Raw genomic sequence first — 19,296 nt, forward strand, 5'->3', positions numbered from 1 at the left:
GTGGTTTTGTGTGGTCGCGCAAGCCCCTTGCCTTGAAGCTGCAGAGCATTTCTGAAATCATGCCGCCACTATGGCGTTCCGCCATTATCGGTTCTGCCTTCAGACAGACGACAAGTACAACAGCACGGGCGAGTGGGTATGGAAGCTGACGTTTCGATTTGTTCCAAACCGGGAGGCTCTCGTCGCGCCCGTTCGGTGATGGCTGGCAGCGGTGCAGTCGGGGCGCTGATGCTGACGCTGCTGGTCGGCAGCAGCTATTCCCAGGCCGACGGCGAGCCAAAGGCGCCGCAGCTGGCCAAGCTTTCCACACCCGTTCCGGTCACCACGCCCACAGTCGCCGATGCATCGGACGGCTCGCCCCGCGCGGAGCAGCTGGCGGCCAAGATCGCCGAACTCGATGCCCTGCTGCTCGACAAGCAGAAACTCGAAGATGCCCTGCGCATCGAGAAGAGCGCACAGGCCGCCGCCCGGCTGCAGCTGGAAAACAGCAAGAAGCTCATCCGCATGGAGGTCGACGATTTCCTCGGTCAGGGCGCAGACCGCAAGCGGCTCAACGAACTGCTCGACGAACATGCGCGCACTACCGAGGCCGAAGCCACCGTCAGCGGGCGTGTCGATGCGATCGAGAAGGATCTCGGCAGCCAGCACCTGAAGTTTTCCCTGGCGGCGCGTGACGTCGAGCGTCTCAAGGCGCAGCTGGCAGCGGAAATCCGTGAGCGCAACAGCAAGAAGATCCAGGCCATCGCCCGCAAGCTGGACAAGACGATCCGCTTCGAACAGTCGGTGTCCTTCCGTTGCTCGGCCAGCAAGAGCCTGGCCGACTGCCTGGCCGAGCATCGCAACGACGGCCAGATGTCGCAATGGGTGCTGGAGAACTACCAGCGGGTGCTCGCCGAGGACCTCAAGGATCAGGTCGCCGATCTGGCGCTGGATACCGGCTGGTATCGCTACCGCACCCGCAGCGACTTCGCCCAGGCGAGCATGAGCCTGGACGGCACCGTCAATGCCCAGGTGAGCATCGAAGCGACCGTCAGCGCGAAGAAGATGATGCCCTGCGCGATCCTCGACGTGCCTTACGAGCAGTGCGACAGCAAGACCTATTCGCTGATCGTGCGCAGCAACAAATATGGCGACCAGGTCCGCATCAATGACCAGGAGCACGGCGCGACGCCGGTCTCGCTGGTGCTCGACAGTGGCGTCTACGACATCCAGGTCACCTCCGGTGGCATCACCCAGAAGCGCACGCTGTCGCTCAAGGGCGACCAGGTGCTCAACTTCAAGTTCTGATCCGCAAGGGCTCGGCTAGGCCGGGCCCTTGCGCTTTCCTCGTAACGCCCGGGTATGCGACCCTGCCGCTTATTTTTCAAGGATCAGGCAGCATGGGCGCACTGTTTCTCGCCTCCGCATCTCCCCGTCGCCGCGAATTGCTCGCACAGATCGGCGTTCCCTTTTCCCTGCTCGACGTATCGGTCGATGAAACCCCGTCGCCGGCCGAATCGCCCGAAGCCTATGTCGAACGCATCGCGCGGGCCAAGGCGCAGGCCGGCCTGGCCCGCCTGAACGACCGCGATGGTTGTGTGCTGGGCGCCGATACCAGTGTGGTGCTCGACCAGCGCATCCTGGGCAAGCCGGAGAGTCGCGCCGATGGCCTGGCCATGCTGGCTGCCCTGTCCGGGCGCACGCACCGGGTCATGACCGCGGTGGCTCTGGCCAGCCGGGCGGCCTGCGAGGTGCGCGTAGTCGTCAGTGAGGTGACCTTTCGCACGATCGCCGAAGCCGAGGCGGAGCGTTACTGGGCCAACGGCGAGCCGCTGGACAAGGCGGGCGGCTATGCCATTCAAGGCTGGGGTGCGGCGTTCGTCAGCCAGTTGCAGGGCAGCTATTCGGCGGTGGTCGGCCTGCCGCTGTGTGAAACCGCGCAGCTTCTCGATGCGTTCGGCCTTCCCCGTTGGACCAAAGGCTCAAGCTAGAGCCTGTGGCTTCGGCACGCATGGCGGTTAGAATCGACCGCAACCATCAGCTAGCGCTGCATATCAAGCCACCGGCCGAGAACAAGAATGAGCGAAGAAATCCTGATGAACATCACCCCCATGGAATCACGGGTGGCGGTGGTGGAGAACGGTGTCCTGCAGGAGGTGCATGTCGAGCGCACCCAGCGCCGCGGCATCGTCGGCAATATCTACAAGGGCAAGGTGGTGCGCGTGCTGCCAGGCATGCAGGCAGCCTTCGTCGACATCGGCCTGGACCGCGCGGCCTTCATCCATGCGTCGGAGATTTCCGCGCGTGAAGGCAACGCCGTCGAGCCGATCAATGCGCTGGTGCACGAGGGGCAGAGCCTGGTGGTGCAGGTCACCAAGGACCCCATCGGCACCAAGGGGGCGCGACTCACCACCCAGCTGTCGATCCCCTCGCGCTATCTGGTCTACATGCCGCGCACCAGCCACGTCGGGATTTCCCTGCGTATCGAGGACGAGGCCGAGCGCGAGCGGCTCAAGCAGATCGTTGCCGAATGTGTCGCCGCCGAAGGTATCCAGGAGGCCGGCGGCTTCATCCTGCGCACCGCCGCCGAGGGCGCTGGCCGCGACGAGATCCTCATGGACATCCGCTACCTGCGCCGGCTCTGGGAACAGATTGCCGGGCAGATCAAGACCGCCTCGGCGCCCACGGTGATCTACGAGGACCTCTCGCTGGCCATGCGCACGCTGCGCGACCTGGTCAACCCGCGGATCGAGAAGATCCGCATCGACTCGCGGGAAAACTTCCAGAAGGTCAGGCAGTTCGTCGGCGAGCTGATGCCCGAGCTGGGCGACCGCCTCGAACACTACCCGGGCGAGCGGCCGATCTTCGATCTCTACGGCGTCGAGGACGAGATCCAGAAGGCCCTGGAACGCAAGGTGATGCTCAAGTCCGGCGGCTACCTGATCATCGATCCGGCCGAGGCGATGACCACCATCGACGTCAATACCGGCGCCTTCGTCGGCCACCGCACGCTCGAAGAGACCATCTTCAAGACCAATCTGGAATCCGCTACCGCCATTGCGCGGCAGCTGCGCCTGCGCAACCTGGGCGGCATCATCATCATCGACTTCATCGATATGGAGGACGAGGAGCATCGCCGCCAGGTCCTGCGCACCCTGGAGAAGCAACTCGAGCGCGACCACGCCAAGACCAACATCATCGGTATCACCGAGCTCGGCCTGGTGCAGATGACCCGCAAGCGTACCCGCGAGAGCCTCGAACAGGTACTCTGCGAGCCGTGCATGTGCTGCCAGGGGCGCGGCAAGCTGAAGACGCCGGAAACCATCTGCTACGAGATCTTCCGCGAGATCCTGCGCGAGGCGCGGGCCTATCAGGCCGAAGGCTACCGGGTGCTGGCGAACCAGAAGGTGATCGACCGCCTGCTCGACGAAGAGTCCGGCAACGTCGCCGATCTCGAGGCGTTCATCGGCCGCTCGATCAAGTTCCAGGTGGAAAGCATGTACTCGCAGGAACAGTACGATGTGGTGCTGCTCTGAATAGCGCCAGCCAGGACCGGGATGAGCGGAGCGCCGCCCCATGAATCGCCTCGCCGTCTTCCTCATAACCTTGTCGCGCCAGTTGCTCTGGATCGGCGCGGCCGGGCTGGTGCTGGCCGCGCTGTACGTCAGCCTGGGGCGGCAGCTGGTGCCGCTGGTGGCCGAGTACCGCGCGCAAGTGCAGGAGAGGGCGCAGCAGTTGCTCGCCATGCCGGTGACCCTCGGGCGGCTCGAAGGCCGCTGGGAGGGCTTCGCCCCGCGCCTGCTGGCGCATGACGTGCTGCTCGGCGAGGGCGATGGCGCGATGCGCCTGGACCGTCTGGCGATCATCCCCGACCTGGCGGGCAGCCTCTGGGCGCGCGAACTGCGCCTGGCTTCGCTGGAGTTCGAGGGCGTGCATCTGGTGCTGGCCGAGACGGCCGACGGCACGTGGCGCATCGACGGGCTGCCGGCGCGCGAGGCGCAGCCGTCGCCCGACCCGCCGCAACTGCTCGCGGCGCTGCAGAAGATCGGTGGCCTGGCATTGCTCGATAGCCAGCTCACCCTGGAGCCCTTCGGCGAAGCGCCGCTGACCCTGACCTACACCGATGTCGGCCTGCGGATCGACGGCGAGCGCCTGCGTCTGGATGGACGCACCGTCCTTCCCGATGGCCAGCCGCTGGCGCTGCGGCTGCAGGCCCGGGTACAGCCGCAACGCTGGCGGCAGGCCGAGGCGGATCTCTACCTGAGTCTGCCGCAAAGCGACTGGGCGGCCTGGCTGCCTCGACGCCTGACCGGCGACTGGCATCTGCCGCGGTTGCAGGCGGGTGGCGAGATCTGGGCCAGCTGGCGTGGGCAGCGGCTCGACCGCGCCGTGTTGCGACTGAACGTGCCGCAATTGCATGCGGCCTATGCCGATCGCCCGCCGCTGCAACTCGATGACCTGGCACTCAATGCCTACCTCGACCATCGCGAGCAGGGCTATCGGCTGCTGTTCGACGGCCTGGCGTTCAACCTCGCTGGCGATCGCTGGGGCGACGCACGGATCGTCCTGCAACAGGACCAGGCGCAGCAGCGCTGGAGCCTGCAGGCCGACCGCTTGGGGATCGCGCCACTGGCCACGCTGGTCCACGGGCTGGCCCCGCTGCCGGCGGCGGGAAGCGAGGCCTTGGCGGCGCTCGCGCCGAGCGGAATGCTGCGTAACCTGCAGCTCGATTACCGGGATGAGCCGGATTCGCCCGAGCGTCTGCGCTTTGCCGCCAACCTGGATGCCATCGGCTTCGGTGCGCACAACTGGATTCCGGCAGTGGAGAATCTGAGCGGCAGCATCCAGGGCGATCTCGCCGGCGGCGAGCTACGCCTGGACAGCGAGAACTTCAGCCTGCACCTGGCGCAGCTGTTTCCCGCTCCCTGGGGCTACCGGCAGGGTGGTGGCCGGCTGACCTGGCGGCTGGATGAGCAGGCCTTCACCCTGGCGGCACCCTATCTGCGTCTCGAGGGCGAGGAAGGCCGCATTGCCGGGGATTTCCTGATCCGCCTGCGGCGCGATCCACAGGCCGAGGACTACATGGATCTGCGTGTCGGGCTCAGCCAGGGCGATGCCCGTTACACCGAGAAGTATCTGCCGACGCGTTCCCCGGCGCTGAACCCGGCGTTGGCGAGCTGGCTCAAGGAGGCGATTCGCGGCGGCGCCATCGAGCAGGGCTATTTCCAGTACCAGGGCGCCCTGAACAAAGGGGCGGCGGATAGTGCCCGCAGCCTGAGCCTGTACTTCAAGGTGCGCGATGCCGAACTGGCGTTCCAGCCGGGCTGGCCGGCGCTACGCGAAGGGCGCGGTGAGGTACTGATCGAAGACAGCGGCGTGCGCGTACGGCTCGCCGAGGGGCGGATACTCGACAGCCGGGTACATGAGGCGACGGCGGACATCCCGCATGTCGACAAGGGCCAGGTGCCGCGTCTGGCGCTGCGGGGGCAGGTCGACAGCAGCCTGGCCGATGGCCTGAAACTGCTGCAGGAGGCGCCCATCGGCACCGGCCAACTCTTCGCCGGCTGGCAGGGCAGCGGCCCGCTGGAGGGGGCGCTCGATCTGCTGATTCCGCTGGGCAAGGGAACGCCGCAGGTTGCCGTCGATTTCGCCACCCATGGCGCGACCCTGCGGATCGACGAGCCGGCACTCGGTTTCGAACAGCTCGCCGGCAATTTCCGCTACGACACGCAGGCGGGCTTGAGCGCGCAGGACATCCGCGCCCAGGTCTTCGGCCGAACGGTGCGCGGCAAGGCCGTGGCGACCGGTTCGCCCGGCAAGCCCGCCACGCGCATCGAGGCCCAGGGTAGCGTGGCGCTGGCGCGGCTGACCGAGTGGCTGGGTATGCAGCAATCATTGCCGGCCAGTGGCGAGCTGCCCTACCAGCTCAGGCTGAATCTCGCCGGCGGCGACAGCCGGTTGCAGGTCGACTCCTCGCTGCAGGGGCTGAACATCGAATTGCCGGCCCCGTTCGGCAAGGCTACCGGGGAGCGCCGCGATACGTCGCTGCGCATGACCCTGCAGGGCACGGAGCGGCGCTACGGGGTTCAGTACGGCAATCTGGCAACGCTCGCCTTCGCCGCGCCGGCCGGCAACTGGACGGCGGGGCGCGGCGAGCTTCGCCTCGGGCCGGGCGCGGCGAACCTGCCGACGCTCGCCGGCTTGAACGTGCGTGGCACGCTGTCGGAATTGGACTGGAAGGCCTGGCAGGCTGTGCTCGAGCGCCATGGCCAGGGCGACCCGCAGCAGACAGCCGGTTCGCTGTTGCGGCGGGTGCAGGTCGATATCGGCCGTTTCGAGGGCTTCGGAACCCGTGTCGATAATCTCGCCGTGGACCTGCAGCGCGCCACCGAGGCCTGGACACTGGGCCTGCGCAGCCAGATCGTCAGCGGTACGGTGCGCCTGCCGGATGCCACTGGCGGCGTTCTGCTCGCCAATCTCGAGCACCTGCGCCTGCCGGCGGCGCAGGCCGGGCAGAGCCAGGCGCCACGGCCCGATCCGCTGGCGGACGTGGACCCCCGGAACCTGCCGCCGATGGACATTGCCATCAAGCAGGTTTCGCTGGGCGACGATCCGCTGGGAGCCTGGGCCTTGAAGCTGCGACCGGTCAGCGGGGGCGTCGAGTTCCGCGATATCGAGCTGAATCTCAAGGGGCTGAAGATCGGCGGCAGCGGCGGCTGGCACGATGCGCAGACCTGGTACAAGGGGCGCCTGGAAGGCAGCAACCTGGCCGACGTGCTACTGGCCTGGGGCTTCGCGCCCTCGGTCACCAGCGAGACCTTTCGCATGGAGGTGGATGGGCGCTGGCCGGGATCGCCGGCCTGGTTCGGCCTGGCGCGCTTTTCCGGCAGCATGCAACCGCGCTTGCGCAAGGGGCAGTTCGTCGAGGTCGAGGGCAGCGCGCAGGCGCTGCGCGTCTTCGGCCTGCTGAATTTCAACGCCATCGGTCGTCGGCTGCGCCTGGATTTCTCCGACCTGTTCGGCAAGGGCCTGAGCTATGACCGGGTGGGCGGTCTGCTGGTGGCCAGCGACGGGGTCTTCGACACGCGCGAGCCGATCAGCGTCAGCGGCCCGTCCAGCAACCTGGAGCTGAACGGCCGACTGGATCTGCTCCAGGACCGGATCGATGCCAAGCTGCTGGTGACCCTGCCGATCAGTAACAATCTGCCGCTGGCGGCGCTGATCGTCGGGGCGCCCGCCATCGGCGGCGCACTGTTCGTGGTCGACAAGCTGCTCGGCGACCGGGTCGCGCGTTTCGCCAGCGTGCAGTACGACGTCGAAGGTCCCTGGCAGTCGCCGAAGATCAGCTACGACAAACCATTCGAGAAACCCAATTGAGCAGCCGGCCATTGCGGTGGTCAATTCAGCCATGATCCAGACTCTCGCCGTGATCCAGATGGCCAGCCAGGCCGATGTAGCAGGCAATCTGACCAGCGCGCGGCGCCTGCTGGAACAGGCCGCCGCCGAAGGCGCGCGCCTGGCCGTGCTGCCGGAGAACTTCGCCGCCATGGGTTGCAGCGACTTGCCGCGGCTGGGCCGCGCCGAGGCGGCCGGCGACGGGCCGATCCTGCCCTGGTTGAAACAGACCGCTCGCGACCTCAGGTTATGGATCGTCGCCGGCACGCTGCCGCTGCCGCCGGACGATCGCCCCCAAGGCAAGCCCAACGCCTGCTCGTTGCTGATCGACGATCAGGGCCAGCGGGTGGCGCGCTACGACAAGCTGCACCTGTTCGACGCGGACGTGGCCGACAACCGCCGCCGCTACCGCGAGTCCGACGACTACGCGGCGGGGCAACGCCTGGTGCTGGCCGATACGCCCGTGGGGCGCCTGGGGATGAGCGTGTGCTACGACCTGCGCTTTCCCGAACTCTACAGTGCGCTGCGTGCGGCGGGGGCCGAGCTGATCAGCGCGCCTTCGGCCTTCACCACGGTAACCGGCGAGGCGCACTGGACGACACTGATACGCGCCCGCGCCATCGAAACGCAATGCTATGTCCTGGCCGCCGCGCAGGGTGGCGAGCATCCCGGTGGTCGCGTCACCCATGGCCATTCGTCTATCGTTGACCCATGGGGCCGGTTGCTGCGCGAGCAGGCGGCTGGCGAGGTGGCACTGGTCGCCGAGCGTGATGCGGCCGAGCAGGTCGCCCTTCGCCAGCGCATGCCGGTGCAGCATCACCGCCGATTTTCCGTACCGTGCCTGGGCACGGACAGTTTGGAGTGAATATGAGTGAACTGCTGTTACCCGTCACCGAGCGGCTGCTGACGCCCGGCGGCCTGGGGCTCGATGATCTGCCGCATCTGCTGGGCGAGCTGGCTGGCCCGGGTGTCGACGCCGCGGACCTGTACTTTCAGGATCAGGTGTCCGAATCCTGGGTGCTCGAGGATGGTATCGTCAAGGAAGGCGGTTTCCACCTCGAGCAGGGCGTCGGCGTGCGGGCGCTGTCCGGGGAGAAGACCGGCTTCGCCTACAGCAACGCGATCACCGCCGATGCGCTGCGCCAGGCGGCGCAGGCCGCCCGCTCGATTGCCCGCAGCGGGCAGCAGGGGCGGGTGCAGGTGCTGTCGACGGCCGCCTTCGCAGCGTTGTACAGCGGCGAAAATCCCCTGGACGGGCTGAGCCGCGCGGAGAAGGTCGAGCTGCTCAAGCGCATCGACGTCGCCACGCGGGCGCTGGACCCGCGCATCAAGCAGGTCACGGTAAGCCTGGCGGGCGTCTGGGAGCACATTCTGGTGGCCGGCATGGATGGCGGCCTGGCGACCGACATCCGCCCGCTGGTGCGCTTCAACGTCAGCGTGATCGTCGAGCAGAACGGCCGTCGCGAGCGCGGCGGACAGGGCGGTGGCGGCCGCACCGGCTACCAGTATTTCCTCAGCGAGGATCGCGCCATGGGCTATGCCCGCGAGGCGCTGCGCCAAGCGCTGGTCAACCTCGAGGCGGTGCCGGCACCGGCGGGCAGCCTGCCGGTGGTGCTCGGCCCGGGCTGGTCCGGCGTGCTGCTGCACGAGGCGGTCGGGCATGGCCTGGAAGGCGATTTCAACCGCAAGGGCAGCTCAGCCTACAGCGGGCGGATCGGCCAGCAGGTGGCCTCGAAACTGTGCACCATCGTCGATGACGGCACCCTGGCCGACCGCCGCGGTTCACTCAGCGTCGACGACGAGGGCACGCCGACCCAGTGCACCACGCTGATCGAGAACGGCGTGCTCAAGGGCTACATCCAGGACAAGCTGAATGCCCGCCTGATGGGCGTGGCGCCCACCGGCAACGGACGACGCGAATCCTATGCGCACCTGCCGATGCCACGCATGACCAATACCTACATGCTGGCCGGCGAGAGCGACCCGCAGGAGATCATCCGCTCGGTGAAGAGAGGCATCTACTGCGCCAGCCTCGGTGGCGGCCAGGTGGACATCACCAGCGGCAAATTCGTCTTCTCCACCAGCGAGGCCTATCTGATCGAGGACGGCAAGCTGACCGCGCCGGTGAAAGGCGCGACCCTGATCGGCAACGGCCCGGAGGTGATGAACCGGGTGTCGATGGTCGGTAACGACCTGGCGCTGGACAGTGGCGTCGGCACCTGCGGCAAGGACGGCCAGTCGGTCCCGGTGGGGGTCGGCCAGCCGACGCTGAAGATCGACGAGATCACCGTGGGGGGCACGGGAGCTTGAAGCTGGAAGCAGTACGGGCCGCTTGCGGCTTCCAGCTTCCGGCTCGTGGCTTTATTTCAGCCCGCGCTTGGTTTCGTCCAGGTCGCGGATGTACTTGAAGATCTTGCGGCTCGCCGCTGGCGGTTTGTTGCGCGCCGCTTCGTGCTGGGCATGACGGACCAGCCCGCGCAGGTGCTGGCGGTCGGTTTCGGGGTATTCGGCGACGAAGGCTTCCAGCGTCTCGTCGTTGCCGCCGACCAGGCGGTCGCGCCAGCGCTCCAGGGCATGGAAGCGCTCGTTGTACTGGCGGGTCGAGGCATCGAGCTGGTCGACCAGCGCCAGGATGGCATCGACGTCTTGGTCGCGCATGAGCTTGCCGATGTACTGGATGTGGCGTTTACGGGCGATGTGCGCCTTGTGTTTCGGAGCGTCGGCCAGGGCCTTCTGCAGGGCGTCGCTCAGCGGCAGGCGGGCGATCAGGTCGGGCTTGAGCGTGGTCAGGCGCTCGCCGAGTTCCTGCAGGGCATGCAGCTCGCGCTTGACCTGGGATTTGCTTTTCTCGTCGAAATCTTCGACGTCGGAGTGTTCAGGCATGGGGATGGTCCAGTAGGAAATGCCGCCATGATAACAGCAGCCCCGGCGGCAGGCTTCAAAGGGCGCGCCGCGGGGATGCAACTTGATTCGAATGCAGTGTTTGGGAGTTCTTATGAACGAAGTAGAGGGCATCGGTCCGCACGCGCTGCCCGGTTTGCGCGAGAAGGTCGAGCGCATCATCGAGGAGGCGCGCCGGCAGGGCGCCAGTGCCAGCGAAGTGTCGGTCTCCATGGAGCAGGGGTTGTCCACCACGGTGCGTCAGGGTGAGGTGGAAACCGTCGAATTCAACCGTGACCAGGGCTTCGGCATCACCCTGTACGTGGGGCAGAGCAAGGGCTCGGCGAGTACCACCGGCAGTGGTGAGGAGGCCATTCGCGAAACGGTCGCGGCGGCCCTGGCCATCGCCCGGCACGCCTCGGAAGACGCGTTCTCCGGATTGGCCGACGCCGCATTGATGGCTCGCGAGCTGCCCGACCTGGATCTGTTCCACCCCTGGGAGATCTCGCCCGAGCAGGCCATCGAGCAGGCGCTGAGTTGCGAGGGTGCGGCCTTCGCCTTCGACCGGCGCATCCGCAACGCCGACGGCACCAGCCTCAATACCCACCAGGGCTGCCGCGCCTACGGCAACAGCAACGGCTTCATCGGCGGTTACTGCAGCACCCGGCACAGCCTGAGCTGCGTGATGATCGCCGAGAGCGACGGGCAGATGCAGCGCGATTACTACTACGACGTCAACCGCCTGGGCGAGGCCCTGGCCGATCCGCTGAGCATCGGCCGGCGCGCCGCCGAGCGTGCGGTACGCCGCCTGGGCGCACGGCCGATTCCCACCTGCGAAGTGCCCGTGCTGTTCTCCTCCGAACTGGCGACCGGCCTGTTCGGCCACTTCGTCGCGGCGATTTCCGGCGGCAACCTCTACCGCAAGGCGTCGTACCTGGAAGATGCCCTCGGCCAGATGCTGTTCCCCGAGTGGCTGAGCCTCGACGAGCGCCCGCACATTCCGCGGGCCCTGGGCAGCGCCAGCTACGACGGCGACGGCCTGGCCACCTACGCCAAGCCGTTCGTCGAGAACGGCCGGTTGTTGTCCTATGTGCTGTCGACCTACTCCGGGCGCAAGCTGGGCATGCCGAGCACGGCCAATGCCGGTGGCGTGCACAACCTGTTCGTCAGCCATGGCGACGAAGACCAGACCGCGCTGATCCGCCGCATGGGCCGCGGCCTGCTGGTGACCGAGCTGATGGGGCAGGGGCTCAACCTGGTTACCGGCGATTATTCCCGGGGCGCCGGTGGTTACTGGGTGGAGAACGGCGAAATCCAGTTCCCGGTGCAGGAAGTGACCATCGCCGGCAACCTGCGCGACATGTTCCGCCAGATCGTCGCGGTCGGCTGCGATGTCGAGACGCGCGGCAACGTGCGTACCGGCTCGGTGCTGATCGAGCGCATGACGGTGGCCGGGAAATAGGGGAATGTCGGGTCGGGCTTCGGCGCTTTGCGCTTCAGCGGAACGCCGCCCGACCCAACTGAGGTGTAGCCACGCAGGTTGGGTTGAGCGCAGCGAAGCCCAACGAGCGAATCTCTATCAGGCTGTTGAAAAACGACCTGCGTTGCCATCGCGGCGTTAAAAACAGGCTCGTGCGCGAGTCCGATCAAAATGCTCATTTACCACTCGTAAACTGCGCTTTTTCGCCTGTTTGATTCGCTGACGCTCACCCTTCGGGCCAGCCTTCGGCTGTTACTCCCGTTGGTCGTTGCGCCTTGCGCTGGCTGCCTCGCCTACGTTTTTCAACAGCCTGCTATTCGCCTTCCTCGAAATAGTCTTCGATCAAGCCGATCAAGGCTTCGAGCGCATCTTCTTCCTGCTCGCCTTCGGTATGCAGATGCAAGGTGGTGCCCTTGCTGGCGGCCAGCATCATGACGGCCATGATGCTCTTGCCATCCACCAGGCTGGCGGGGCAGCGGCCGATGCGGATGTCGCAGGGATAGCGGTTGGCGACACCGACGAATTTGGCTGCTGCGCGTGCATGCAGGCCGAGTTTGTTGATGATGGTGATTTCGCGGGCGGGCATGGCGGCAGGTATTCCTAGGCAAGGTCCCGATGGCGGACTTGCAGATTCTTCAGCGGCCCCTTGAGTGCCTGGCCCAGGCGCTCGGCCAGATAGACCGAACGGTGATGGCCGCCGGTGCAGCCGATGGCAACGGTCACGTAGGCGCGGTTGCTGGCGGCGAAGCGCGGCAGCCATTTGCTCAGGTAGGCGTGGATGTCCTGGAACATCTCGTCGACGTCGGGCTGTGCCGCGAGGTAATCGATGACGGGTTGGTCGAGGCCGGAGAAGTCGCGCAGTTCCGCCTTCCAGTAGGGATTGGGCAGGCAGCGCACGTCGAACACCAGGTCGGCATCGACCGGCATGCCCCGTTTGAAGCCGAACGATTCGACGAGAAAGGCGGTGCCGGGCTCGGGCTTGTTGAGCAGGCGCAGCTTGAGCGTATCGCGCAGCTGATAGAGGTTCAGGTGCGTGGTATCGATCTTCAGATCGGCATGATCGACGATCGCTGCCAGCAGCTGCTCCTCGTCGTGAATGGCTTCGGCCAGCGAGCGGCTTTCGTTGGTCAGCGGGTGGCGCCGGCGGGTTTCCGAAAAGCGCTTGAGCAGCGTCTCGTCGTCCGCATCCAGGTAGATGACGTCGCACTGGATGTGCCGTGCGCGAACTTCCTCGAGCAACTCGGGGAAGCGCTTGAGCTGGCTGGGCAGGTTGCGCGCATCGATCGACACGGCGACCTGCGGATGCAGCAGCTCGGTATGCAGCAGCGCGCGTTCGGCGAGCTCGGGCAGCAGCCCGGCCGGCAGGTTGTCGATGCAGTAGAAGCCGTTGTCCTCGAGCACGTCCAGCGCGGTGCTTTTGCCCGAGCCCGAGCGCCCACTGACGATGATCAGCCGCATCTGGTCATTCCGCTAAGCGCCGTTCTGCACATCGACCACTACCTGGTAGAGGCTCTGGTTGGTGGGCGCCTGGCGCAGGCGCTGGCGTACGTCCTCGCGGTCGAGCATGCTGGCGATCTGGCGCAGCAGTTCGAGGTGCTCGTCGGTGGCCGCCTCCGGTACCAGCAGGACGAACAGCAGGTCCACGGGAACGCCGTCGATGGCGTCGAAATCCACCGGGGTTTCCAGCCGCAGTATCGCGCTCAGCGGCGCATTGCAGCCGACCATCCGGCAGTGCGGGATGGCGATGCCGTTGCCGAAGCCGGTGGAGCCCAGCTTCTCGCGGGCGATCAGGCTTTCGAAGATGGTCTGGGCATCGAGATCGGTCAGGTCCTGGGCGATCACCTTGGCGATCTGTTCCAGGACACGCTTCTTGCTACCGCCCGGGACGTTCACCAGGGAACGTCCGGGGGTCAGGATGTTTTCGAGTCGGATCATAGGAGGGGTCAGCGGGTGACGGTGCCCTGAGTATGGTCGAGCTGTTTTTCCTTGTGCTTGATCAGCTGGCGATCGAGCTTGTCGACCAGTTGGTCGACGGCGGCGTACATGTCCTCGTGCTCGGCATTGGCCACCACTTCGCGGCCCGCGACGTGCAGGGTCGCTTCGGCTTTCTGCTTGAGTTTCTCGACCTGCAGGACCACCTGGATGTTGATGATGCGGTCGAAATGCCGGGCGAGCCGGTCGAATTTCTCCTCGATGTAGTCACGCAGGGCGCCGGTTACTTCCAGATGAACACCGCTGATGTTGACTTGCATACTGCTATCTCCTTTGCCTTGTGCGAAGAGCAGGCTGGCGGACCGGCCGACCTGGAACGGTTCGATCGATGGCCGGTCACAGCAATCGTTTGCGCTCGCTGGACGGTGCGATGCCGAGGGACTCCCGGTACTTGGCGACCGTGCGGCGGGCCACTTGGATGCCCTGCGCCTCCAGTAAACCAGCGATCTTGCTGTCGCTCAACGGCTTTTTCTGGTTTTCCGCGGCGACCAGCTTCTTGATGATCGCGCGGATCGCGGTGGACGAGCATTCGCCGCCTTCGGCGGTGCTGACATGGCTGGAGAAGAAGTACTTGAGTTCGTAGATACCGCGCGGCGTGTGCATGTATTTCTGCGTGGTCACGCGGGAAATGGTCGACTCGTGCATGCCCACCGCCTCGGCGATGTCGTGCAGTACCAAGGGCTTCATCGCCTCGTCGCCGTGCTCGAGGAAGGCGCGCTGGTGCTCTACGATCTGCGTGGCGACCTTCATCAGCGTCTCGTTGCGGCTGAGCAGGCTCTTGATGAACCAGCGGGCTTCCTGCAGCTGGTTGCGCATGAAGGTGTTGTCGGCGCTGGAGTCGGCGCGTTTGACGAAGCCGGCGTACTGGGCATTGACGCGCAGGCGCGGCATGGCTTCCTGGTTGAGCTCGACCAGCCAGCGGTCGTTGTGCTTGCGCACGATGACGTCGGGCACCACGTATTCCGGCTCGCTCGCCTCGATCTGCGAGCCCGGGCGCGGATTGAGGCTCTGGATCAGCTCGATGACCTGGCGCAGCTCGTCTTCCTTGAGCTTGAGCCGGCGCATCAGCAGGCTGTAGTCGCGGCTGCCGAGGATGTCGAGGTAGTCGCCGACCAGCTGCTGGGCCTCGCTCAGCCACGGGGTCCGCTCGGGCAGCTGGCGCAGTTGCAGCAGCAGGCACTCGCGCAGGTCGCGGGCGCCGATGCCGGCTGGTTCGAATTGCTGGATGCGGCGCAGCACGACTTCGACTTCGTCGAGCTCGATCTCCAGTTCGGGATCGAAGGAGTCGACGATCTCCTCGAGCGACTCCTCGAGGTAGCCCTGGTCGTTGATGCAGTCGATCAGGGTGGTGGCGATGAGACGGTCGGTATCGCTCATGGGCGCCAGGTTGAGCTGCCACAGCAGATGGCTCTGCAGGCTCACGCCGCTGGAGGTGCGGCTGGTGAAGTCCCACTCGTCGTCGTCATTGCTGGGCAGGTTGCTGGCGCTGGTCTGGTAGATGTCTTCCCAGGCCGTGTCCACCGGCAGCTCGTTGGGAATGCGCTCGCCCCATTCCGTGTCGTCGAGGTTTTCCGCGCTATGCGTGGGTTCCTGGTACTGGCTGTCCTGGCTGGCGCTGGTCTGCGAGGCGCCGTCGCCGAGCGTATCGGCGGTCTCGGCCATCGGGTCGCCGCCGTCGTAATCGTCGCCGTCTTCCTCACGCTCGAGCATGGGATTGGAGTCCAGCGCTTCCTGGATCTCCTGCTGCAGGTCGAGCGTCGAAAGCTGGAGTAAGCGTATGGCCTGTTGCAGCTGCGGCGTCATCGTCAGCTGCTGGCCCATCTTGAGGACTAGCGATGGTTTCATGGCAGAGGACTTCGAACCTTTTATGCCGGCGCAACCGCGCCTGTTCCGACATGTGACGCGCTGGGCGCCGACAGAAAGCAAATTATATGCCTGCTGGCGAAGCCTTTGCCTAGGGCCGATTGGCCGAGCCGAGCAAAAAAACCGCTCTACAGGCGGAATTCGTGGCCCAGATAGACTTCCTTGACCAGCTGGTTGTCGAGAATGGTCTGCGCATCGCCTTCGGCGATGAGCTGGCCGTCGTTGACGATATAGGCGGTCTCGCAGATGTCCAGGGTCTCGCGCACGTTGTGATCGGTGATCAATACGCCGATGCCCTTGGCCTTGAGATGGTGGATGATCTGCTTGATGTCGCCCACCGAGATCGGGTCGACGCCGGCGAAGGGCTCGTCCAGCAGGATGAACTTGGGCGCGGTGGCCAGGGCGCGGGCGATTTCCACCCGCCGCCGCTCGCCGCCGGACAGGCTCATGCCGAGGCTGTCGCGGATATGGTTGATGTGGAATTCCTGCAGCAGGCCTTCCAGGGCCTGCTGGCGGCCGCTGCGGTCCAGGTCCTTGCGGGTCTCGAGGATCGCCATGATGTTGTCGGCCACCGACAGCTTGCGGAAGATCGAGGCTTCCTGCGGCAGGTAGCCGATGCCGGCGCGGGCGCGGCCATGCATCGGCAGATGGGTGACGTCGTGCTGGTCGATCAGCACGCGGCCCTGGTCGGCGTTGACCAGGCCGACGATCATGTAGAAGCAGGTGGTCTTGCCGGCGCCGTTCGGGCCGAGCAGGCCGACGATCTGGCCGCTCTCGATGGACAGGCTGACGTCGCGCACGACCTGGCGGCTCTTGTAGCTCTTGGCCAGATGCTGGGCTTTGAGGACGGCCATTACTGGGGTTGCTCCGCTGCCGCTTCCTTCTTGCGCGGCTGGATGACCATGTCCACCCGCGGGCGCGGTGTGGTCACGTCGGTGTTGGTCGCGCGACCGGCGTTGACGATCTGGCGGCGGGTGTCATAGACGATCTTCTCGCCTTCGAAGGTGTTGCCTTCCTGGACCACCTTGGCCTGGTCGATCAGGACGATGCGTTCGTTGGCGGCGAAATACTGGATGGTCAGGCCGTAGGCCTTGACGATTTCCTTGTCCACCGCCGGCTTCTGCTCGTAGTAGGCGGGCTTGCCGATGGAGGTGAAGACCTCGACATCGCCGTTGCTGTCCTGGGTGATGGTCACCGTGTCGCCAGTGATCTTCATGGTGCCCTGGGTGATCACCACGTCGCCGCGGTACACCGCGACGCCCTGCTTGTCGTCCAGTTCGGCGGAATCGGCTTGCACGCGGATCGGCTGGTCGCGGTCTTCGGGAAGCGCCCAGGCAGTGGCGCCAAGCAGGAATGCGCTCAAACCGAGCAGGAGGGGGAAGGTCTTAACGCAGCTCATGCTGGCCTCTTACGTTGGACAGCAGGTGCATCCTGCCGTCATCCAGATACGCTTTCATGCCGGTTGCCGTGGTCACGCCATTGGCGGCCTCGATTCTAACGGCTTGGCTTGTCTCGGCATAATCCTTCTCCGGCAGCACGGTCAGCCGGCTGGTGGTGAGGATCGTCGGTCGTCCCTTGGCGTCGGTGCGTTCGATGCGCACCTGGTCGATCAGCTCCACCTCGCTGCCGTCGGCGGACACTTCGCCGCGCTCGCTGCGCGCATGCCAGGGTAGTTCGGTGCCGCGATAGGCCAGCAGGTCGGGGCGGGTGAGCAGGCTGACTTCGCTGGCCCGCAGGTGCTCGACCTTGTCCGCGGTCATTTCATAGTGGCGCTTGCCGTCGGGCTGATACTGCACGGTGCGCGAGTTGATCGCGTAGAAGTCGATTTCCGGCTCCTCGCCGCTGACGGTGGCTGGCTGCTGCATGAAGCTTTCCGGGCGGATGTTCCAGTAGCCGATCGCCACCAGCAGGGCGGCGATCAGGGCGAGAACGGCAGCGAAGCGCAGTTTGCGAAACATCGAGGCCCCTACAGATAAGCGGTTTGAGCGGCAGCCAGGGTGCCCTGGGCGCGCATGATCAATTCGCAGAATTCGCGCGCCGCACCCTCGCCGCCGCGCGCCTGGGTTACGCCATGGGCGTGCTCGCGGACGAACGCGTCGGCGCTGGCCACGGCCATGCCCAGGCCGACCCGGCGAATCACCGGCAGGTCCGGCAGGTCATCACCGAGGTAGGCCACCTCAGAGTAGTTCAAGCGCAGTTCGGCCAGCAGCTCGTCGAGCACCACCAGTTTGTCCTCGCGCCCCTGATAGAGGTGCTGGATGCCGAGGTTCTGCGCGCGGCGCTCGACCACCGGGGTCTTGCGGCCGCTGATGATCGCGGTGCGCACGCCGGAGTTGATCAGCATCTTGATGCCGTGGCCGTCGAGGGTGTTGAAGGTCTTGAACTCGCTGCCGTCGGTGAGGAAGTACAGCCGACCGTCGGTGAGCACGCCGTCGACGTCGAAGATCGCCAGGCGGATGTCGCGGGCGCGCTGCAGGAGCTGTTCGTGCATTACATGACCCCCGCGCGCAGCAGGTCGTGCATGTTCAGCGCACCGATCGGCAGTTCCTGCTCGTCGATGACCACCAGCGCGCTGATCTTGTGGTCTTCCATGATCTTCAGCGCTTCGGCGGCGAGCATCTCGGCATTGGCGGTCTTGCCGTGGACGGTCATCACCTCGTCGATGCGGGTCTGGCGCACGTCGACGCCCTTGTCCAGCGCACGGCGCAGGTCGCCGTCGGTGAAGATCCCGGCCAGGCGGCCGTCGGCCTCGACGATCACGGTCATGCCCAGGCCTTTCTGGGTCATTTCCAGCAGCGCATCGCGCAGCGAAGTGCCGCGCGGGACCTTCGGCAGGCGCTCGCCGGTGTGCATGACGTGTTCGACCTTGAGCAGCAGGCGCCGGCCCAGCGCACCGCCGGGATGGGAGAAGGCGAAATCCTCGGCGGTGAAGCCGCGCGCCTCGAGCAGGGCAATGGCCAGGGCGTCGCCGAGCACCAGGCTGGCGGTGGTCGACGAGGTCGGCGCGAGGTTCAACGGGCAGGCTTCGATGGCGACGCTGGCGTCCAGGTTGACCGCGGCGGCCTTGGCCAGCACGGACTCGGGGTTGCCGGTCATGCTGACGAGGGTGATGCCCAGGCGTTTGATCAGCGGCAGCAGGGTGACGATTTCGCTGGTGGTGCCGGAGTTGGACAGCGCCAGTACCACGTCGTCCGGGGTGATCATGCCCATGTCGCCATGGCTGGCTTCGGCGGGGTGGACGAAGAACGCGGCGGTGCCGGTGCTGGCCAGGGTGGCAGCGATCTTGCGGCCGATGTGCCCGGACTTGCCCATGCCGACCACGACGACCCGCCCCTTGCAGTTCAGGATCAGTTCGCAAGCCTGGACGAAGCGCTCGTCGATGCGCGCCTTGAGCTGCTCCACGGCTTCGATTTCCAGGTGGATGGTGCGTTGTGCGGTCTCGATCAGTTGGCTGCTCTGGCTCATCGTTGGCGAGGTCGTCCGATTAAAAGGCGGCGATTATAGCGGGAAACGGGGCGTGGCTCATCGAAAAAGTAGCAGGGCGCGGCTGTCCGTTGCGCCGGTCGATCATCGTTGCGCAAGCTGAATCGGAGCTGAACGGGGAGGCGGTCGGTCATCTGCTGAAATGGTCGTCGGTTGGGCGGCTATCGACGCGGTGCTATAGTGCGCCGCCGTAAACGGTCATGCCGGAACGTATCCTGGCGCGG

Annotated in this window: 18 protein-coding genes; 7 read left to right on the forward strand and 11 right to left on the reverse strand. The window is 65.8% G+C overall.

Annotated elements, in window-relative coordinates; translation table 11 throughout:
* Positions 1–138: 138 nt before the first annotated feature.
* From CXK94_RS12450 to tldD, 6 genes are all read left to right on the forward strand, one after another.
* Complete coding sequence (locus CXK94_RS12450) at positions 139–1,287, forward strand: PEGA domain-containing protein (protein WP_037042610.1); 1,149 nt, start codon at positions 139–141, stop codon at positions 1,285–1,287.
* Positions 1,288–1,379: 92 nt separating this feature from the next.
* Entirely contained in the window at positions 1,380–1,970 is a 591-nt protein-coding gene (locus CXK94_RS12455; protein ID WP_102894579.1) for a Maf family protein, read from the forward strand.
* 87 nt (positions 1,971–2,057) lie between these two features.
* Complete coding sequence (rng, locus tag CXK94_RS12460; RefSeq protein ID WP_037042606.1) at positions 2,058–3,515, forward strand: ribonuclease G; 1,458 nt, start codon at positions 2,058–2,060, stop codon at positions 3,513–3,515.
* Between the two features lie 40 nt (positions 3,516–3,555).
* The gene (locus CXK94_RS12465; protein ID WP_102894580.1) at positions 3,556–7,356 is read left to right on the forward strand and encodes a YhdP family protein; all 3,801 of its coding nucleotides are present in this window, start codon (positions 3,556–3,558) and stop codon (positions 7,354–7,356) included.
* A 31-nt stretch (positions 7,357–7,387) separates the two neighbouring features.
* A complete protein-coding gene (locus tag CXK94_RS12470) occupies positions 7,388–8,239 on the forward strand; it encodes a carbon-nitrogen hydrolase family protein (protein ID WP_102894581.1) in 852 nt (283 codons plus the stop codon).
* A 2-nt stretch (positions 8,240–8,241) separates the two neighbouring features.
* Positions 8,242–9,684, forward strand: a complete 1,443-nt coding sequence (gene tldD / locus CXK94_RS12475; protein WP_102894582.1) for a metalloprotease TldD — start codon at positions 8,242–8,244, stop codon at positions 9,682–9,684.
* A 51-nt stretch (positions 9,685–9,735) separates the two neighbouring features.
* Here tldD and yjgA read toward each other — a convergent pair whose 3' ends face one another.
* Entirely contained in the window at positions 9,736–10,257 is a 522-nt protein-coding gene (yjgA, locus tag CXK94_RS12480; protein ID WP_037042600.1) for a ribosome biogenesis factor YjgA, read from the reverse strand.
* A gap of 112 nt (positions 10,258–10,369) precedes the next feature.
* Here yjgA and pmbA point away from each other — a divergent pair, with 112 nt between their 5' ends.
* A complete protein-coding gene (gene pmbA, locus CXK94_RS12485; protein WP_102894583.1) occupies positions 10,370–11,716 on the forward strand; it encodes a metalloprotease PmbA in 1,347 nt (448 codons plus the stop codon).
* Positions 11,717–12,047: 331 nt separating this feature from the next.
* Here the strand turns inward: pmbA and CXK94_RS12490 are convergent, their stop codons facing one another.
* The 10 genes from CXK94_RS12490 to CXK94_RS12535 all read right to left on the reverse strand — a co-directional run bounded on the left by CXK94_RS12490 (position 12,048) and on the right by CXK94_RS12535 (position 19,054).
* On the reverse strand, positions 12,048–12,320 hold the full coding sequence (locus tag CXK94_RS12490; RefSeq protein WP_037038451.1) for an HPr family phosphocarrier protein: 273 nt from the start codon (positions 12,318–12,320) through the stop codon (positions 12,048–12,050).
* Between the two features lie 14 nt (positions 12,321–12,334).
* On the reverse strand, positions 12,335–13,192 hold the full coding sequence (gene rapZ / locus CXK94_RS12495; RefSeq protein ID WP_037038453.1) for an RNase adapter RapZ: 858 nt from the start codon (positions 13,190–13,192) through the stop codon (positions 12,335–12,337).
* A 12-nt stretch (positions 13,193–13,204) separates the two neighbouring features.
* Positions 13,205–13,669: a PTS IIA-like nitrogen regulatory protein PtsN gene (gene ptsN, locus CXK94_RS12500; protein ID WP_037038458.1), complete on the reverse strand. Its 465-nt coding sequence runs from the start codon at positions 13,667–13,669 to the stop codon at positions 13,205–13,207.
* 8 nt (positions 13,670–13,677) lie between these two features.
* Entirely contained in the window at positions 13,678–13,986 is a 309-nt protein-coding gene (hpf, locus tag CXK94_RS12505) for a ribosome hibernation-promoting factor, HPF/YfiA family (RefSeq protein ID WP_037038460.1), read from the reverse strand.
* Between the two features lie 76 nt (positions 13,987–14,062).
* On the reverse strand, positions 14,063–15,571 hold the full coding sequence (locus CXK94_RS12510; RefSeq protein WP_102894584.1) for an RNA polymerase factor sigma-54: 1,509 nt from the start codon (positions 15,569–15,571) through the stop codon (positions 14,063–14,065).
* 146 nt (positions 15,572–15,717) lie between these two features.
* Complete coding sequence (gene lptB, locus CXK94_RS12515; protein WP_102894585.1) at positions 15,718–16,443, reverse strand: LPS export ABC transporter ATP-binding protein; 726 nt, start codon at positions 16,441–16,443, stop codon at positions 15,718–15,720.
* Positions 16,443–16,988 (reverse strand): lipopolysaccharide transport periplasmic protein LptA, encoded by a 546-nt coding sequence (gene lptA, locus CXK94_RS12520; RefSeq protein ID WP_037038463.1) that lies wholly within the window; start codon positions 16,986–16,988, stop codon positions 16,443–16,445. The genes lptB and lptA overlap by 1 nt, the downstream gene beginning before the upstream one ends.
* The gene (gene lptC, locus CXK94_RS12525) at positions 16,975–17,547 is read right to left on the reverse strand and encodes an LPS export ABC transporter periplasmic protein LptC (RefSeq protein ID WP_102894586.1); all 573 of its coding nucleotides are present in this window, start codon (positions 17,545–17,547) and stop codon (positions 16,975–16,977) included. Before lptC ends, lptA begins: the two co-directional genes overlap by 14 nt.
* 8 nt (positions 17,548–17,555) lie before the next feature.
* Positions 17,556–18,080: a KdsC family phosphatase gene (locus CXK94_RS12530; RefSeq protein ID WP_037038465.1), complete on the reverse strand. Its 525-nt coding sequence runs from the start codon at positions 18,078–18,080 to the stop codon at positions 17,556–17,558.
* Positions 18,080–19,054 carry a KpsF/GutQ family sugar-phosphate isomerase gene (locus tag CXK94_RS12535; protein ID WP_037038466.1) on the reverse strand — a complete coding sequence of 325 codons (975 nt, stop codon included), beginning with the start codon at positions 19,052–19,054 and terminating at the stop codon, positions 18,080–18,082. Before CXK94_RS12535 ends, CXK94_RS12530 begins: the two co-directional genes overlap by 1 nt.
* Positions 19,055–19,296: the final 242 nt, after the last annotated feature.

This window comes from Stutzerimonas stutzeri (assembly GCF_002890915.1).
Taxonomy (GTDB): domain Bacteria; phylum Pseudomonadota; class Gammaproteobacteria; order Pseudomonadales; family Pseudomonadaceae; genus Stutzerimonas; species Stutzerimonas stutzeri_AF.

Bases quoted from the DNA above. Each gene is read 5' to 3' on its own strand.
- CXK94_RS12450 (WP_037042610.1), top strand. From the start codon at position 139: ATGGAAGCTGACGTTTCGATTTGTTCCAAACCGGGAGGCTCTCGTCGC.
- CXK94_RS12455 (WP_102894579.1), top strand. From the start codon at position 1,380: ATGGGCGCACTGTTTCTCGCCTCCGCATCTCCCCGTCGCCGCGAATTG.
- rng (WP_037042606.1), top strand. From the start codon at position 2,058: ATGAGCGAAGAAATCCTGATGAACATCACCCCCATGGAATCACGGGTG.
- CXK94_RS12465 (WP_102894580.1), top strand. From the start codon at position 3,556: ATGAATCGCCTCGCCGTCTTCCTCATAACCTTGTCGCGCCAGTTGCTC.
- CXK94_RS12470 (WP_102894581.1), top strand. From the start codon at position 7,388: ATGATCCAGACTCTCGCCGTGATCCAGATGGCCAGCCAGGCCGATGTA.
- tldD (WP_102894582.1), top strand. From the start codon at position 8,242: ATGAGTGAACTGCTGTTACCCGTCACCGAGCGGCTGCTGACGCCCGGC.
- yjgA (WP_037042600.1), bottom strand. From the start codon at position 10,257: ATGCCTGAACACTCCGACGTCGAAGATTTCGACGAGAAAAGCAAATCC.
- pmbA (WP_102894583.1), top strand. From the start codon at position 10,370: ATGAACGAAGTAGAGGGCATCGGTCCGCACGCGCTGCCCGGTTTGCGC.
- CXK94_RS12490 (WP_037038451.1), bottom strand. From the start codon at position 12,320: ATGCCCGCCCGCGAAATCACCATCATCAACAAACTCGGCCTGCATGCA.
- rapZ (WP_037038453.1), bottom strand. From the start codon at position 13,192: ATGCGGCTGATCATCGTCAGTGGGCGCTCGGGCTCGGGCAAAAGCACC.
- ptsN (WP_037038458.1), bottom strand. From the start codon at position 13,669: ATGATCCGACTCGAAAACATCCTGACCCCCGGACGTTCCCTGGTGAAC.
- hpf (WP_037038460.1), bottom strand. From the start codon at position 13,986: ATGCAAGTCAACATCAGCGGTGTTCATCTGGAAGTAACCGGCGCCCTG.
- CXK94_RS12510 (WP_102894584.1), bottom strand. From the start codon at position 15,571: ATGAAACCATCGCTAGTCCTCAAGATGGGCCAGCAGCTGACGATGACG.
- lptB (WP_102894585.1), bottom strand. From the start codon at position 16,443: ATGGCCGTCCTCAAAGCCCAGCATCTGGCCAAGAGCTACAAGAGCCGC.
- lptA (WP_037038463.1), bottom strand. From the start codon at position 16,988: ATGAGCTGCGTTAAGACCTTCCCCCTCCTGCTCGGTTTGAGCGCATTC.
- lptC (WP_102894586.1), bottom strand. From the start codon at position 17,547: ATGTTTCGCAAACTGCGCTTCGCTGCCGTTCTCGCCCTGATCGCCGCC.
- CXK94_RS12530 (WP_037038465.1), bottom strand. From the start codon at position 18,080: ATGCACGAACAGCTCCTGCAGCGCGCCCGCGACATCCGCCTGGCGATC.
- CXK94_RS12535 (WP_037038466.1), bottom strand. From the start codon at position 19,054: ATGAGCCAGAGCAGCCAACTGATCGAGACCGCACAACGCACCATCCAC.